The organism is Kitasatospora sp. HUAS MG31 (assembly GCF_040571325.1).
Lineage (GTDB): Bacteria > Actinomycetota > Actinomycetes > Streptomycetales > Streptomycetaceae > Kitasatospora > Kitasatospora camelliae.
The window spans coordinates 3,269,654-3,283,443 of the sequence record NZ_CP159872.1 but is presented as its reverse complement, the minus strand read 5'-3'; the positions used below and the strand labels follow the sequence as shown (position 1 = coordinate 3,283,443).

Sequence of the window (13,790 nt, the reverse complement as noted above, 5' to 3'; positions counted from 1 at the left end):
GCCCCGTGTCCTATTTTTGACGCCGACAGCGGCTTCGAGGGCTCCGAAGGGGAGAACAGTGCTCAAGGGTTTCCGTGACTTCATGATGCGCGGCAACGTCATCGACATGGCGGTCGGTGTGGTGATCGGTGCCGCCTTCACCGGGGTGGTGACCGGCTTCGTCTCCGCGTTCCTCACCCCGCTGGTGGGCGTGGTGGTCGGCGCGGCAGGCGACTTCAGCAGCTACAAGGCCACCGTGGCCGGGGTCACGTTCCCGTACGGCCAGTTCCTGAACGTGCTGATCGCGTTCCTGATGACCGCCGCCGTCCTGTACTTCTGCGTGGTGCTGCCGGTGACCAAGGCCACCGCCCGCTACCTGCCCAAGAAGCCGAAGACCCCGAAGCGTCCGTGCCCGGAGTGCCTGACCGAGATCCCCACCGCGGCCCGGCGCTGCTCGGCCTGCACGGCCGAGGTCTTGCCGGTGGCGGTCTGACATTTCGTGTCGTGTAAGATGGACTGTCGGCTCACTCGTAGCGTGTTTCAGCACGCCCTCATCCCATCGGGATGAGGTGAAGCCTGGTTCGCACGAGCGTTCCGCATACGGTAGCCGGACCCGAAGGGTGGATCTCGCAGTTCATGGCTAAGAAGCAAGGCGCCATTGAGATCGAGGGCACCGTGATCGAGTCTCTTCCGAACGCGATGTTCAAGGTCGAGCTGCAGAACGGTCACAAGGTCCTCGCGCACATCAGCGGCAAGATGCGCATGCACTACATCCGCATCCTCCCGGATGACCGGGTCGTGGTGGAGCTCAGCCCCTACGACCTGACCCGCGGCCGGATCGTCTACCGATACAAGTAACACGTCAGATCTAGACCCCGGAGAACCTGAGTCATGAAGGTCAAGCCGAGCGTCAAGAAGATCTGCGACAAGTGCAAGGTGATCCGCCGTCACGGCCGGGTCATGGTGATCTGCGACAACCTGCGCCACAAGCAGCGCCAGGGCTGATCCTCCCCCAGCATTTCTCGTAGTACTTCGCGCGACGCGAACAACGTCATACACGGGCCGCCCGATCCGCCTGATAAGGCGGACTGCCACCCCCGGTCAGAGGCCGGGGCTCCTTGTCGAGAGACATCGAGTAGGCGGCACGTAAGACCTCTGAAGAACCACAGGAGCCATGAATGGCACGCCTCGCCGGCGTTGATCTCCCCCGCGAGAAGCGGATCGAGATCGCCCTCACCTACGTCTACGGCATCGGCCGTACCCGCGCTCAGCTGACCCTGGCCGAGACCGGTGTCAACCCGGACGTCCGTGTCCGCGACATCAGCGAGGACGACCTCGTCAAGCTGAGCCAGTACATCGACGCCAACTTCACCGTCGAGGGTGACCTCCGCCGTGAGGTGGCCGCCGACATCCGCCGCAAGGTCGAGATCGGCTGCTACGAGGGTCTGCGTCACCGCCGGGGCCTGCCGGTCCGCGGCCAGCGCACCCACACCAACGCGCGTACCCGCAAGGGCCCGCGTCGCGCGATCGCCGGCAAGAAGAAGCCGGGCAAGAAGTAGTCCGTCCCGTCACCGGACATCCCTCCGGCCCGCGGGTTAGCGGACCGACCACCTCAGTAGGAGAACAGACTTATGCCCCCCAAGGGTCGTCAGGCTGCCGGCGCGAAGAAGATCCGCCGCAAGGAGAAGAAGAACGTCGCTCACGGGCACGCCCACATCAAGAGCACGTTCAACAACACCATCGTTTCGATCACCGACCCGCAGGGCAACGTGATCTCCTGGGCCTCCGCCGGCCACGTCGGTTTCAAGGGCTCGCGCAAGTCCACCCCGTTCGCCGCGCAGATGGCCGCCGAGGCCGCTGCCCGTCGCGCGATGGAGCACGGCATGCGCAAGGTCGACGTCTTCGTGAAGGGCCCGGGCTCCGGCCGCGAGACCGCGATCCGTTCGCTGTCCGCCACCGGCATCGAGGTCGGCTCGATCCAGGACGTCACCCCCACCCCGCACAACGGCTGCCGTCCGCCGAAGCGCCGCCGCGTCTGACGCTTGTTTCCCCCCTCGCCTTTGGCTGCTCGGGGGAGTGCGCGCTAGCGCCGTAGTTCGTGCGTCGGCCTCCCGCCTGGTGCGGGAGGCCGTACGCTTGAGTCCATCGGCATCAAATAGTGGGTGCCGAAGACAACTGGAGGAACACCTCTCATGCTGATCGCTCAGCGTCCCTCGCTGACCGAAGAGGTCGTCGACGAATTCCGCTCGCGGTTCGTGATCGAGCCGCTGGAGCCGGGCTTCGGCTACACCCTCGGCAACTCGCTCCGCCGCACGCTCCTCTCCTCGATCCCCGGCGCCGCTGTCACCAGCATCCGGATCGACGGTGTCCTGCACGAGTTCACCACCGTGCCGGGCGTCAAGGAGGACGTGACCGACCTCATCCTCAACATCAAGCAGCTGGTCGTCTCCTCGGAGCACGACGAGCCGGTCGTGATGTACCTGCGCAAGCAGGGCCCGGGTGTGGTCACCGCCGCCGACATCGCGCCCCCGGCCGGTGTCGAGGTGCACAACCCCGAGCTGGTCCTCGCCACCCTGAACGGCAAGGGCAAGCTGGAGATGGAGCTGACCGTCGAGCGCGGTCGCGGCTACGTCTCCGCCGTGCAGAACAAGGCTTCCGGCCAGGAGATCGGCCGCATCCCGGTCGACTCGATCTACAGCCCCGTGCTGAAGGTCACCTACAAGGTCGAGGCCACCCGTGTCGAGCAGCGGACCGACTTCGACAAGCTGATCGTCGACGTCGAGACCAAGCCCGCCATGCGTCCCCGTGACGCCATGGCCTCGGCCGGCAAGACCCTCGTCGAGCTGTTCGGCCTCGCCCGCGAGCTGAACGTCGACGCCGAGGGCATCGACATGGGCCCGTCCCCGACGGACGCCGCCCTGGCCGCCGACCTGGCGCTGCCGATCGAGGAGCTGGAGCTCACGGTCCGCTCCTACAACTGCCTCAAGCGCGAGGGCATCCACACCGTGGGTGAGCTCGTGGCCCGCTCCGAGGCCGACCTGCTCGACATCCGCAACTTCGGTGCGAAGTCGATCGACGAGGTCAAGGCGAAGCTGGCCGGCATGGGCCTGGCCCTCAAGGACAGCCCGCCCGGGTTCGACCCGACCGCCGCCGCCGACGCCTTCGGCGCCGACGACCTGGACGACCAGGGCTACGCGGAGACCGAGCAGTACTAAGAGTTCGGGCCGGGGGCGGTCCCCAGCGGACCGCCCCCGTCACCATGCAAGTCGTACGGGCACCGTGCCCGTACGCCCGCTGCGGTACCTGGTACGGCCGCAGTCGGAGATTCGAGGAGTCATTCCATGCCGCGTCCCACCAAGGGTGCCCGCCTCGGCGGCGGCCCGCACCACGAGCCCCTGCTGCTCGCCGGTCTGGCCCGTGAGCTGTTCCAGTACGGCCGCATCACCACCACCGAGGCCAAGGCCCGTCGCCTGCGCCCGCTGGCGGAGAAGCTGATCACCAAGGCGAAGAAGGGCGACATCCACAACCGTCGCCTGGTGCGCAAGACCATCACCGACGTCTCGGTGCTGCACACCCTCTTCACCGAGATCGCGCCGCGCTTCGAGAACCGTCCCGGTGGCTACACCCGCATCACCAAGATCGGCACCCGTCGTGGCGACAACGCCCCGATGGCCGTGATCGAGCTGGTCGAGGGCGAGATCGCCACCAAGGCGACCGTTGCCGAGGCCGAGGCCGCTGCCAAGCGCGCCGTCAAGGAGGCCGAGCAGGCGGAGGCCACCGAGGCCGCCGCCGACGAGGCCACCGAGGCCTGACACCTCTAGGTGTTCGTTCGGGCCCGTTCTCCCATCCGTGGGGGAGCGGGCCCGTTCCGTGTCCATGGGAGATGAAGTGAACGACTGCGCCGAGCAGCCCCCCGTCAAGGACGGCCCGGCGGACGGGACCGTCCGGATCCGGCTGGACCTCGCCTACCAGGGCGCCGAGTTCTCCGGCTGGGCCCGCCAGCGCGGCCGGCGCACCGTGCAGGAGGAGATCGAGACCGCGCTGCAGATCGTCACCCGCAGCTCGGAGCTCTACCCGCTGACCGTGGCCGGCCGCACCGACGCCGGGGTGCACGCCCGCGGCCAGGTCGCGCACGTCGACCTGCCGGTCGACCTGTGGGCCGAGCACGGCGAGAAGCTGCTGCGCCGGCTGGCCGGGCGGCTCCCCGCCGACGTGCGGATCTACCGGGTCTCCGAGGCGCCGCACGGCTTCGACGCCCGGTTCTCGGCGATCTGGCGCCGGTACGCGTACCGGGTCGCCGACCACCCGGGCGGGGTGGACCCGCTGCTGCGTGGGCACGTGCTGTGGCACGACCGGCCGCTGGACGTCGAGAAGATGAACGCCGCCGCCGAACTGCTGCTGGGCGAGCACGACTTCGCCGCGTACTGCAAGAAGCGCGAGGGCGCGACCACCATCCGCACCCTGCTGGAACTGCACTGGGACCGGGTCCCGGTGGACGGCTACGCGGCACAGGAGGGCTCGCTGGCGGTGGCCACCGTCCGGGCGGACGCCTTCTGCCACAACATGGTGCGGGCGCTGGTCGGGGCGATGCTGCTGGTCGGGGACGGGCACCGGCCGGTGGAGTTCCCGGGGGAGGTGCTGGCCGGCGGGGTGCGGAACTCCGCGGTCAACGTGATCCGGCCGTACGGGCTGACCCTGGAGGAGGTCGGGTACCCGGCGGACGAGCTGCTGGCGGAGCGGAACCGGGCGGCGCGGCGGATGCGGACACTGCCGGGGGTGGAGGGGTAGGGCCCTCTCCGGGGCGCGGGGCGGCCCCCGCGCCACCGGGGCCGGTCAGCCGGCGACCTTGGCGAGGCCGGTGCGGCCGCGGTCGAGGAGGGTCTGGTAGACCGACTCGATGAGGTCCTTGGCCGCCTGCGGGGCGTTCTTGTCCTTGTCGGCCATGGCCTTGCCGTCGGCGGGGCCGGCGATGGAGAAGAACGCGTACCGGCCGATCGAGCTCTTGTTGGTGGCGCACTTCACACCCCCCTGGCAGAACGGCGTGACGGCGTCCTTGACCAGCGGGTTGATGTTGCCCTTGGGCGTCCCCTTGGCCTTGGTGGCCCTGGAGTCGCTGGCGAAGGTGATCACGCCGACGGTGACCTCCTGGCCGTTCGCCGTGGTGTAGGTGGCGCGGTAGACGTTGTAGCAGCCGAGGGCCTTGAGCGACTCGCTCAGGCCGTTCGCCAGCGAGACGTCCTTGCACTCCTCGTCCACCTCGGTGGTCACCTTGGTGTAGGTGCGGTCCCCCATGGTGATCGTGGGGCTCGGGAAGAGCGTGCCGACGTTGACCGGCGCCTTGTCCGTCTTGCTGTTGCTGATGACCTCCAGCGGGGTGGTCGGCGCCGGCACGCTCTCCGAGGCGGAGGGCGAGGCGTCCGCGCTGGCGGCGACGGTGGGGTCGGCCGACGCCTCGCCCTTGTCCCGGGTGAGGAACAGCGTGGCGCCCACGATGCCGGCCACCGCGACGAGGGTGAGCACACCGCCGCCGATCATGAACATCCGCTTGCGGCGCCGGCTGGAGGACTCGGCCTCCTCGGCGAGGGCGTACCAGTCCGGCTCGGCCGGGCTGGCCAGCGGCGGGTATCCGTACCCGTCCTGGGGCGGCGGGTAGCCGTACCCGCCCTGCTGCGGGAATCCGTACCCGGACTGCTGGGGCTGCCCGGGAAAGGGGGATGCCGGCGTCGGACCCTGGTGGGGGAAACCCTGCGCCTGCTGGCCCCCGGCCTCGGGGTTGACTGCCTGGCCATCGCTCATAATCGCGAATCTTAGGCCATGGCCGTCATCTGACTCCGGATGAGTTCCGAATCGGTATCGAAAAGCAGTTGGGTCCGCAAAGCCGGGCGTTGCACAATCCGGTTCATGGGACACGTCGAGATTTCGCACCTTGAGTACTACCTGCCGGACGGACGGGTGCTGTTCGACGACGCGTCCTTCCGGGTCGGCGAGGGCGCCGCGGTCGCGCTGGTGGGCGCCAACGGCGCAGGCAAGACCACCCTGCTCCGCATGATCGCCGGTGACGTGCAGCCGCACGGCGGCGGCGTGACGGTCAGCGGCGGCCTCGGCGTGATGCGCCAGTTCGTGGGCACCACCGGCCGGGAGGACCAGGAGGCCACCCCGGGCGCGCTGCCCGCCGACGCCTCGGTCCGCGACCTGCTGGTCTCGGTCGCCCCGGAGCGGATCGCCCGGGCCGCCCGCGCGGTGGACGCCGCCGAGCTCGGGATGATGGCGCAGGACGACGAGAAGTCGCAGATGGCCTACGCCCAGGCGCTCTCCGACTGGGCCGACGCCGGCGGCTACGAGTACGAGACCACCTGGGACGTCTGCACCATGGCGGCCCTCGGCATGCCCTTCGACCGGGCCCAGTGGCGCGGACTGAACACCCTCTCCGGGGGCGAGCAGAAGCGGCTGGTGCTGGAGGCGCTGCTGCGCGGCCCCGAGGAGGTGCTGCTGCTCGACGAGCCGGACAACTACCTGGACGTCCCCGGCAAGCGCTGGCTGGAGGAGGCCATCAAGGCCACCCCGAAGACCGTCCTGTTCATCTCGCACGACCGCGAGCTGCTCTCCCGTACCGCCGACAAGATCATCAGCGTCGAGTCCGGTGCGGCCGGCAGCAGCGTCTGGGTGCACGGCGGCGGGTTCGACTCCTTCCACGAGGCCCGCCGGGCCCGGTTCGAGCGGTTCGAGGAGCTCGGCCGGCGCTGGGACGAGGAGCACGCCAAGCTCAAGAAGCTGGTGGTCACCCTGCGCCAGGCGGCGGCGGTCAGCCACGAGATGGCCTCCCGCTACGCGGCCGCGCAGACCCGGCTGAAGAAGTTCGAGGAGGCCGGCCGGCCGGAGGCCCCGCCGCGCGAGCAGAAGATCTCCATGCGGCTGAAGGGCGGCCGGACCGGCGTGCGCGCCTTCACCCTGGAGCAGCTGGAGCTCACCGGCCTGATGAAGCCGTTCGACCTGGAGGTCTACTACGGCGAGCGGGTCGCGGTGCTGGGCTCCAACGGCTCCGGCAAGTCGCACTTCCTGCGGATGCTCGCCGGGGACGCGACCGTCGCCCACGGCGGCACGTACCGGATCGGCGCCCGCGTGGTGCCCGGCCACTTCCGGCAGACCCACGCGCACCCCGAGCTGATGGGCCGGGCCATCCGGACCATCCTGGAGGAGGAGCACGCGCTGAGCCGCGGCGCCGCGATGAGCGCGCTGCGCCGGTACGAGCTGGACCGCCAGCACGAGCAGAAGTTCGAGTCGCTCTCCGGCGGCCAGCAGGCCCGGCTGATGATCCTCAAGCTGGAGCTCTCCGGCGTCACCGCGTTGCTGCTGGACGAGCCCACCGACAACCTCGACCTGGAGAGCGCCGAGGCCCTGCAGGAGGGACTGGAGGCGTTCGACGGCACGGTGCTGTGCGTCACCCACGACCGCTGGTTCGCCAAGACCTTCGACCGCTTCCTGGTGTTCGGCGCCGACGGCCGGGTGTACGAGTCGCCCGAGCCGGTCTGGGACGAGGCCCGGGTGCAGCGGGAGCGCTGAGCCGGTTTGGTCCTGCGGTTCCCAGCCGGTATCGTTGGTTGCTGTTGTGCGTATTGGCTCGCTCCATCTCACGTGAGAGGTCGGTACGCCGGAGACACCAGGCCGATGACCAGCGGCTCCCCTTGATTGCGTCCAAGGTGGCCAGGCTGATCCCTCTGCCGGGGTGCTCCTGTCAAGGACACACTCACTGAAAAGCGAAGGCTACGACCGTGCGTACGTACAGCCCCAAGCCCGGCGACGTCCAGCGTCAGTGGCACGTCATCGACGCGACCGACGTCGTGCTGGGCCGCCTGGCCTCCCAGGCCGCCACCCTCCTCCGGGGCAAGCACAAGGCGATCTACGCGCCGCACGTTGACACGGGTGACTTCGTCATCATCGTCAACGCTGACAAGGTGCACCTGTCGGGCAACAAGAAGACCCAGAAGCTGGCCTACCGCCACAGCGGCTTCCCGGGTGGTCTGCGCTCCGTCCGCTACGACGAGCTGCTGGACAAGAACCCGGAGAAGGCCGTCGAGAAGGCCATCAAGGGCATGCTCCCGAAGAACAGCCTGGGCCGCCAGATGCTCTCCAAGCTGAAGGTCTACTCGGGCGACCAGCACCCGCACGCTGCCCAGCAGCCGGTGCCGTTCGAGATCACCCAGGTCGCGCAGTAATTCCGGCCACCAACCACACCACTGATTGACAGCAGGAGCTGAGGAACACCGTGGCCGAGACTGCCATCGAGAACACCCTCGAGGTCGACTTCGACGAGAACGTCGAGGAGTACACCACCGAGACCGAGTACACCTCCGAGTCCCTGGCCGGCCGCTTCGGCGAGGCCGTCCCGGGCGCCGGCCTCGGCCGTCGCAAGGAGGCCATCGCCCGCGTCCGCATCGTGCCGGGCACCGGCAAGTGGAAGATCAACGGCCGCACCCTTGAGGACTACTTCCCCAACAAGGTGCACCAGCAGACCGTCAACGAGCCCTTCAAGCTGCTCGAGCTCGACGGCCGCTACGACGTCGTCGCCCGCATCGCCGGTGGCGGTGTCTCCGGTCAGGCCTACGCGCTGCGCCTCGGCGTGGCCCGCGCCCTGAACGAGGCGGACGTGGACAACAACCGCGGCCCGCTCAAGAAGGCCGGCTTCCTGACCCGTGACGCCCGCGCCGTCGAGCGCAAGAAGGCCGGTCTGAAGAAGGCCCGCAAGGCGCCGCAGTACAGCAAGCGCTAGTCGCAACCCCTCGGGGTGCGTACCGCCCTGGTGGTACGCCCCCGGGCGCGACGCGTACGCCCCGGAGTACCTCGTGTACTCCGGGGCGTTGTGCTCCCGGCCTTGTGCGGAGGCCGCGGAGCGGTGTGATATCTCTCAGCAGGGCACGACGGAGGACGGAACATGGCACGACTCTTCGGTACGGACGGGGTGCGCGGAACGGCCAACGAGGGCCTCACCGCGGAGTTGGCCCTGGGCCTGTCGGTGGCGGCGGCCCATGTGCTCGGTGACGCGGGCGCGTTCGACGGGCACCGTCCGGTCGCCGTGGTCGGCCGTGACCCCCGGGCCTCCGGCGAGTTCCTGGAGGCCGCCGTGATCGCCGGCCTGGCCAGCGCCGGCGTGGACGTGCTGCGGGTCGGCGTGCTGCCCACCCCCGCCGTGGCGTACCTGACCGGCTCGCTCGGTGCCGACTTCGGCGTGATGCTCTCCGCCAGCCACAACGCCATGCCGGACAACGGCATCAAGTTCCTCGCCCGCGGCGGCCACAAGCTGGACGACGCCATCGAGGACGCCATCGAGGAGCACTACCGCCGCTACGGCGTCGGCGACGAGAACTGGAAGCGCCCCACCGGCGCCGCCGTCGGCCGGGTCCGCCAGTACACCGAGGGCTTCGACCGCTACGTGGCCCACCTGGTCGCCGTGCTGCCCAACCGCCTCGACGGGGTCAAGGTCGTCATCGACGGCGCCCACGGCGCGGCCGCCCGGGTCGCCCCCGAGGCCTTCGCCCGGGCCGGCGCCGAGGTCGTCTACACCCTGGGCGCCGAGCCCACCGGCCTCAACATCAACGACGGGGTCGGCTCCACCCACCTGGACAAGCTCTGCGTCGCGATGCGGGAGCACAAGGCCGACCTCGGCATCGCCCTCGACGGCGACGCCGACCGCTGCCTGGCCGCCGACGCCGACGGCAACGAGGTGGACGGCGACCAGATCATCGCCATCCTCGCCGTGGCCATGAAGGAGGCCGGCACCCTCCGCCGCAACACCGCCGTCGCCACCGTGATGTCCAACCTGGGCTTCAAGCTGGCCATGGAGCGCGAGGGCATCGAGCTCGTCCAGACCGCGGTCGGCGACCGCTACGTCCTGGAGGAGATGAAGCAGCACGGCTTCGCCCTCGGCGGCGAGCAGTCCGGCCACGTGATCCTGCTCGACCACGCCACCACCGGCGACGGCACCCTCACCGGCCTGATGCTGGGCGCGCGGCTGGCCGCGACCAAGCAGACGCTGGCCGACCTCGCCACGGTGATGACCCGGCTGCCGCAGGTGCTGATCAACGTCAAGGGCGTGGACAAGAGCCGGGTGGACAGCTGCGAGGAGCTGGCCGCGGCCGTCGCCGCGGCGGAGGCCGAGCTGGGGGCGACCGGGCGGGTGCTGCTGCGGAAGTCCGGGACGGAGCCGCTGGTGCGGGTCATGGTCGAGGCCGCGGACGAGGTGCAGGCGAAGACCGTCGCCGAGCAGCTGGCGGACGCGGTGCGGACCCACCTGGGGTGACCGGCTGAACCGAGGGGCGCGCGGGGAGGTTTCCCCTCGCGCCCCTCAGGTTTGCCCGGTCGCGGTCAGAGCTTGCGGAGCAGGGCGCGGCGGACCTTGTGGTCGGAGCCCTTCTGGAGGATGAGGGTGGCCCGGCCGCGGGTGGGGAGGACGTTCTCCAGCAGGTTGGGCTTGTTGATGGTCCGCCAGACCTGCCGGCCGTAGTCCATCGCCTCCTCCTCCGGCACCTCGGTGAACCGGCGGAAGTACGAGTTCGGGTCCTGGAAGGCGGTCTGACGGAGCTTCCGGAACCGGTCCAGGTACCAGCGTTCGATGTCGTCGGTCCGCGCGTCCACGTAGATGGAGAAGTCGAAGTAGTCGGCCACCGCCAGCCGGGTGCGCCCGTCGGTGCCGGGCAGCGCGGGCTGAAGGACGTTCAGACCTTCGACGATCAGGATGTCCGGGCGCTCCACGGTGAGCCGCTCGCCCGGCACGATGTCGTACACCAGGTGCGAGTAGACGGGGGCGGAGACCCGGTCCTTGCCGGCCTTCACGTCGGCGACGAACCGCATCAGGGCCCGCCGGTCGTACGACTCCGGGAAGCCCTTGCGAGCCATCAGGCCGCGTCGGCGGAGTTCGGCGTTGGGCAGCAGGAAGCCGTCGGTGGTGACCAGTTCGACCCGCGGGTGCTCGGGCCAGCGGGCCAGCAGGGCCTGCAGCAGACGGGCGGTGGTGGACTTGCCCACCGCCACCGAGCCGGCCACGCCGATGATGAACGGGGTGCGGGTGCGCTCGGTGTCCGGGGTGTCCAGGAAGGTGCCGAGGGCGCCGCGCAGGTCGTGGGTGGCGTGGATGTAGAGGTTCAGCAGCCGGGAGAGCGGCAGGTAGACGTCCACCACCTCGTCCAGGTTCAGTGCTGTGCCGAGGCCGCGCAGCCGCTCGACCTCGTCGGCGGTCAGCGGCAGCGGCGTGCGCTCGCGGAGGGCGCTCCACTCGGCCCGGCTCAGATCGACGTAGGGCGAGGGGGTCGGCGTGGAAGCGCCCCTCGTACACGGTTCGGTCAGCACATGCTCCATTGTGGGCCTCGGCGGCGCGCGCGGGATGTGTGGTATCGGTCACCCGTAGTGCCCCTCCGCCGTGACCTGCGGGTGTCCGAGGCCGCATATGCTGGCGCACATGTGCGGAATTGTTGGATATGTGGGCTCGCAGTCGGCCCTCGACGTAGTGATCGCAGGCCTGCAGCGGCTGGAGTACCGCGGGTACGACTCGGCCGGTGTGGCGGTGCAGACGCAGGGTGCCGACGGGCAGTGGGTCCTTGCCACCGACAAGCGGGCGGGCAAGCTCGCCAACCTGGAGAAGTCGCTGGCCCAGTCTCCGTTGCCGGTGGGGTCGACCGGGATCGGGCACACCCGGTGGGCGACCCATGGTGGGCCGACGGACGCGAACGCCCATCCCCACCTGGACGACGCGGACCGGGTCGCGGTCGTCCACAACGGCATCATCGAGAACTTCGCGCAGCTGCGCGCGGAGATCGCCGAGCGCGGTCACACCCTGCGTTCGGAGACCGACACCGAGGTCGTCGCCCACCTGCTGGGCGAGGCCTACACCGGGGACCTGGCCGAGGCGATGCGGGTGGTGTGCCGCCGCCTGGAGGGCGCCTTCACCCTGGTCGCCGTCCACGCCGACGCCCCCGACGTGGTGGTCGGCGCCCGCCGCAACTCCCCGCTGGTGGTCGGCCGCGGCGAGGGCGAGAACTTCCTCGCCTCCGACGTCGCCGCGTTCATCGCCCACACCCGCGAGGCCATCGAGCTCGGCCAGGACCAGGTCGTCGAGCTGCGCCGCGAGGGCGTCACCGTGACCGGCTTCGACGGCAGCCCGGCCACCGTCCGCGAGTACCACGTGGACTGGGACGCCTCCGCCGCCGAGAAGGGCGGCTACGACTACTTCATGCTCAAGGAGATCGCCGAGCAGCCGAAGGCCGTCGCCGACACCCTGCTCGGCCGGATCGGCACCGACGGCCGGCTCACCCTCGACGAGCTGCGGATCTCGGATGCGGACCTGCGGCAGGTGGACAAGGTCGTCATCGTCGCCTGCGGCACCGCGTTCCACGCCGGCATGATCGCCAAGTACGCGATCGAGCACTGGACCCGCATCCCCTGCGAGGTCGAGGTCGCCTCCGAGTTCCGCTACCGCGACCCGATCATGGGCCCGGGCACCCTGGTCATCGCCATCTCCCAGTCCGGCGAGACCATGGACACCCTGATGGCGCTGCGGCACGCCCGCGAGCAGGGCGCGAAGGTCCTGGCGATCTGCAACACCAACGGCTCCACCATCCCCCGCGAGTCCGACGCGGTCCTCTACACCCACGCCGGCCCCGAGGTCGCGGTCGCCTCCACCAAGGCGTTCCTGACCCAGCTGGTCGCCTGCTACCTGGTCGCCCTCTACCTCGGCCAGGTCCGCGGCACCAAGTGGGGCGACGAGATCCTCGCCGTCATCAAGGAACTCGGCGACGCCCCCACCCTCATCGAGCAGGTCCTTGAGACCATGGAGCCGGTCCGCGAGCTGGCCCGCGGCCTCGCCGACGCCCGCTCCGTGCTCTTCCTCGGCCGCCACGTCGGCTTCCCGGTCGCCCTCGAAGGCGCCCTGAAGCTCAAGGAACTGGCCTACATGCACGCCGAGGGCTTCGCCGCCGGCGAACTCAAGCACGGCCCCATCGCCCTCATCGAGGAGGGGCTGCCGGTCGTGGTGGTCGTCCCCTCGCCGCGCGGGCGTTCGATCCTGCACGACAAGATCGTCTCCAACATCCAGGAGATCCGGGCCCGCGGCGCCCGCACCATCGTCATCGCCGAGGAGGGCGACGAGGCGGTCGTCCCGTACGCGGACCACCTGATCCGCATCCCGGCCACCCCGACCCTGCTCCAGCCGCTGGTCTCCACCGTCCCGCTCCAGGTCTTCGCCTGCGAGCTGGCCACCGCCAAGGGCCACGAGGTCGACCAGCCCCGCAACCTCGCCAAGTCCGTCACCGTCGAGTAGTTCGCGGCGTTTCGGTGCCCCTGCGACGGCTGCGCTCCGCCGCAGGGGTCGCCGTGGCGCCCGCGAACCGGTCCGGCCCGCGCCGTGCCGTAGGGTCCGGGCAGGCAGACGGTGTCGGGAAGGAGCGTCCGGGGTGATCATCGGGGTCGGGATCGACGTCGCGGAGATCGAGCGGTTCGAGGCCTCGCTGGCCCGGACGCCCGGGATGGCCGAGCGGCTGTTCACCGAGGCGGAACTCCTCCTCCCCTCCGGCGCCCGGCGGGGGACGGCCTCGCTGGCCGCGCGGTTCGCCGCCAAGGAGGCGCTGGCCAAGGCCCTGGGCGCGCCCGCCGGCCTGCGCTGGACCGACGCCGAGGTCTGCGCCGAGGACTCCGGCCGGCCCGTCCTCAGGGTGACCGGGACCGTCGCCGCGCGGGCCGCCGAACTCGGCGTCCGCTCGTGGCATGTGTCGCTCAGTCACGATGCGGGCGTAGCGTCGGCGGTGGTGATCGCCGAAGGCTGAGCC

The 13,790-nt window shown here is 70.2% G+C and carries 16 protein-coding genes; 14 read left to right on the top strand and 2 right to left on the bottom strand.

Annotated elements, in window-relative coordinates; translation table 11 throughout:
• The first annotated feature begins 58 nt into the window (after positions 1–58).
• From mscL to truA, 8 genes are all read left to right on the top strand, one after another.
• Complete coding sequence (gene mscL, locus ABWK59_RS14615; protein ID WP_354641019.1) at positions 59–472, top strand: large conductance mechanosensitive channel protein MscL; 414 nt, start codon at positions 59–61, stop codon at positions 470–472.
• Positions 473–615: 143 nt separating this feature from the next.
• Positions 616–837, top strand: a complete 222-nt coding sequence (gene infA, locus ABWK59_RS14610; RefSeq protein WP_003956442.1) for a translation initiation factor IF-1 — start codon at positions 616–618, stop codon at positions 835–837.
• Between the two features lie 33 nt (positions 838–870).
• Positions 871–984 (top strand): 50S ribosomal protein L36, encoded by a 114-nt coding sequence (gene rpmJ / locus ABWK59_RS14605; RefSeq protein ID WP_003956441.1) that lies wholly within the window; start codon positions 871–873, stop codon positions 982–984.
• Between the two features lie 173 nt (positions 985–1,157).
• A complete protein-coding gene (rpsM, locus tag ABWK59_RS14600) occupies positions 1,158–1,538 on the top strand; it encodes a 30S ribosomal protein S13 (RefSeq protein WP_354641018.1) in 381 nt (126 codons plus the stop codon).
• A gap of 72 nt (positions 1,539–1,610) precedes the next feature.
• Positions 1,611–2,018 carry a 30S ribosomal protein S11 gene (gene rpsK / locus ABWK59_RS14595; protein WP_345697565.1) on the top strand — a complete coding sequence of 136 codons (408 nt, stop codon included), beginning with the start codon at positions 1,611–1,613 and terminating at the stop codon, positions 2,016–2,018.
• Between the two features lie 153 nt (positions 2,019–2,171).
• Positions 2,172–3,194, top strand: a complete 1,023-nt coding sequence (locus ABWK59_RS14590; RefSeq protein ID WP_030457404.1) for a DNA-directed RNA polymerase subunit alpha — start codon at positions 2,172–2,174, stop codon at positions 3,192–3,194.
• 126 nt (positions 3,195–3,320) lie between these two features.
• On the top strand, positions 3,321–3,791 hold the full coding sequence (rplQ, locus tag ABWK59_RS14585; protein ID WP_253797225.1) for a 50S ribosomal protein L17: 471 nt from the start codon (positions 3,321–3,323) through the stop codon (positions 3,789–3,791).
• Positions 3,792–3,855: 64 nt separating this feature from the next.
• A complete protein-coding gene (truA, locus tag ABWK59_RS14580; protein WP_354641017.1) occupies positions 3,856–4,767 on the top strand; it encodes a tRNA pseudouridine(38-40) synthase TruA in 912 nt (303 codons plus the stop codon).
• Between the two features lie 45 nt (positions 4,768–4,812).
• Here truA and ABWK59_RS14575 read toward each other — a convergent pair whose 3' ends face one another.
• Positions 4,813–5,775: a hypothetical protein gene (locus ABWK59_RS14575; protein WP_354641016.1), complete on the bottom strand. Its 963-nt coding sequence runs from the start codon at positions 5,773–5,775 to the stop codon at positions 4,813–4,815.
• A 105-nt stretch (positions 5,776–5,880) separates the two neighbouring features.
• Here ABWK59_RS14575 and ABWK59_RS14570 point away from each other — a divergent pair, with 105 nt between their 5' ends.
• The 4 genes from ABWK59_RS14570 to glmM all read left to right on the top strand — a co-directional run bounded on the left by ABWK59_RS14570 (position 5,881) and on the right by glmM (position 10,273).
• Positions 5,881–7,539 carry an ABC-F family ATP-binding cassette domain-containing protein gene (locus tag ABWK59_RS14570; RefSeq protein ID WP_354641015.1) on the top strand — a complete coding sequence of 553 codons (1,659 nt, stop codon included), beginning with the start codon at positions 5,881–5,883 and terminating at the stop codon, positions 7,537–7,539.
• A gap of 209 nt (positions 7,540–7,748) precedes the next feature.
• On the top strand, positions 7,749–8,192 hold the full coding sequence (rplM, locus tag ABWK59_RS14565) for a 50S ribosomal protein L13 (protein WP_354641014.1): 444 nt from the start codon (positions 7,749–7,751) through the stop codon (positions 8,190–8,192).
• Between the two features lie 50 nt (positions 8,193–8,242).
• Entirely contained in the window at positions 8,243–8,746 is a 504-nt protein-coding gene (gene rpsI, locus ABWK59_RS14560; protein ID WP_354641013.1) for a 30S ribosomal protein S9, read from the top strand.
• Positions 8,747–8,908: 162 nt separating this feature from the next.
• A complete protein-coding gene (glmM, locus tag ABWK59_RS14555; RefSeq protein WP_354641012.1) occupies positions 8,909–10,273 on the top strand; it encodes a phosphoglucosamine mutase in 1,365 nt (454 codons plus the stop codon).
• Between the two features lie 65 nt (positions 10,274–10,338).
• Here glmM and coaA read toward each other — a convergent pair whose 3' ends face one another.
• Positions 10,339–11,328 carry a type I pantothenate kinase gene (coaA, locus tag ABWK59_RS14550; RefSeq protein WP_354641011.1) on the bottom strand — a complete coding sequence of 330 codons (990 nt, stop codon included), beginning with the start codon at positions 11,326–11,328 and terminating at the stop codon, positions 10,339–10,341.
• A 100-nt stretch (positions 11,329–11,428) separates the two neighbouring features.
• Here coaA and glmS point away from each other — a divergent pair, with 100 nt between their 5' ends.
• Both glmS and ABWK59_RS14540 read left to right on the top strand, forming a co-directional pair.
• Positions 11,429–13,285 carry a glutamine--fructose-6-phosphate transaminase (isomerizing) gene (glmS, locus tag ABWK59_RS14545; protein WP_354641010.1) on the top strand — a complete coding sequence of 619 codons (1,857 nt, stop codon included), beginning with the start codon at positions 11,429–11,431 and terminating at the stop codon, positions 13,283–13,285.
• Positions 13,286–13,418: 133 nt separating this feature from the next.
• Positions 13,419–13,787 carry a holo-ACP synthase gene (locus ABWK59_RS14540; RefSeq protein ID WP_354641009.1) on the top strand — a complete coding sequence of 123 codons (369 nt, stop codon included), beginning with the start codon at positions 13,419–13,421 and terminating at the stop codon, positions 13,785–13,787.
• Positions 13,788–13,790: the final 3 nt, after the last annotated feature.

Excerpts from the sequence above, each read along its gene's own strand:
- ABWK59_RS14590 (WP_030457404.1), top strand. The coding sequence starts at position 2,172 with ATGCTGATCGCTCAGCGTCCCTCGCTGACCGAAGAGGTCGTCGACGAA.
- rpmJ (WP_003956441.1), top strand. The coding sequence starts at position 871 with ATGAAGGTCAAGCCGAGCGTCAAGAAGATCTGCGACAAGTGCAAGGTG.
- coaA (WP_354641011.1), bottom strand. The coding sequence starts at position 11,328 with ATGGAGCATGTGCTGACCGAACCGTGTACGAGGGGCGCTTCCACGCCG.
- ABWK59_RS14575 (WP_354641016.1), bottom strand. The coding sequence starts at position 5,775 with ATGAGCGATGGCCAGGCAGTCAACCCCGAGGCCGGGGGCCAGCAGGCG.
- rpsM (WP_354641018.1), top strand. The coding sequence starts at position 1,158 with ATGGCACGCCTCGCCGGCGTTGATCTCCCCCGCGAGAAGCGGATCGAG.
- glmM (WP_354641012.1), top strand. The coding sequence starts at position 8,909 with ATGGCACGACTCTTCGGTACGGACGGGGTGCGCGGAACGGCCAACGAG.
- truA (WP_354641017.1), top strand. The coding sequence starts at position 3,856 with ATGGGAGATGAAGTGAACGACTGCGCCGAGCAGCCCCCCGTCAAGGAC.
- ABWK59_RS14570 (WP_354641015.1), top strand. The coding sequence starts at position 5,881 with ATGGGACACGTCGAGATTTCGCACCTTGAGTACTACCTGCCGGACGGA.
- rpsK (WP_345697565.1), top strand. The coding sequence starts at position 1,611 with ATGCCCCCCAAGGGTCGTCAGGCTGCCGGCGCGAAGAAGATCCGCCGC.
- rplQ (WP_253797225.1), top strand. The coding sequence starts at position 3,321 with ATGCCGCGTCCCACCAAGGGTGCCCGCCTCGGCGGCGGCCCGCACCAC.
- glmS (WP_354641010.1), top strand. The coding sequence starts at position 11,429 with ATGTGCGGAATTGTTGGATATGTGGGCTCGCAGTCGGCCCTCGACGTA.
- infA (WP_003956442.1), top strand. The coding sequence starts at position 616 with ATGGCTAAGAAGCAAGGCGCCATTGAGATCGAGGGCACCGTGATCGAG.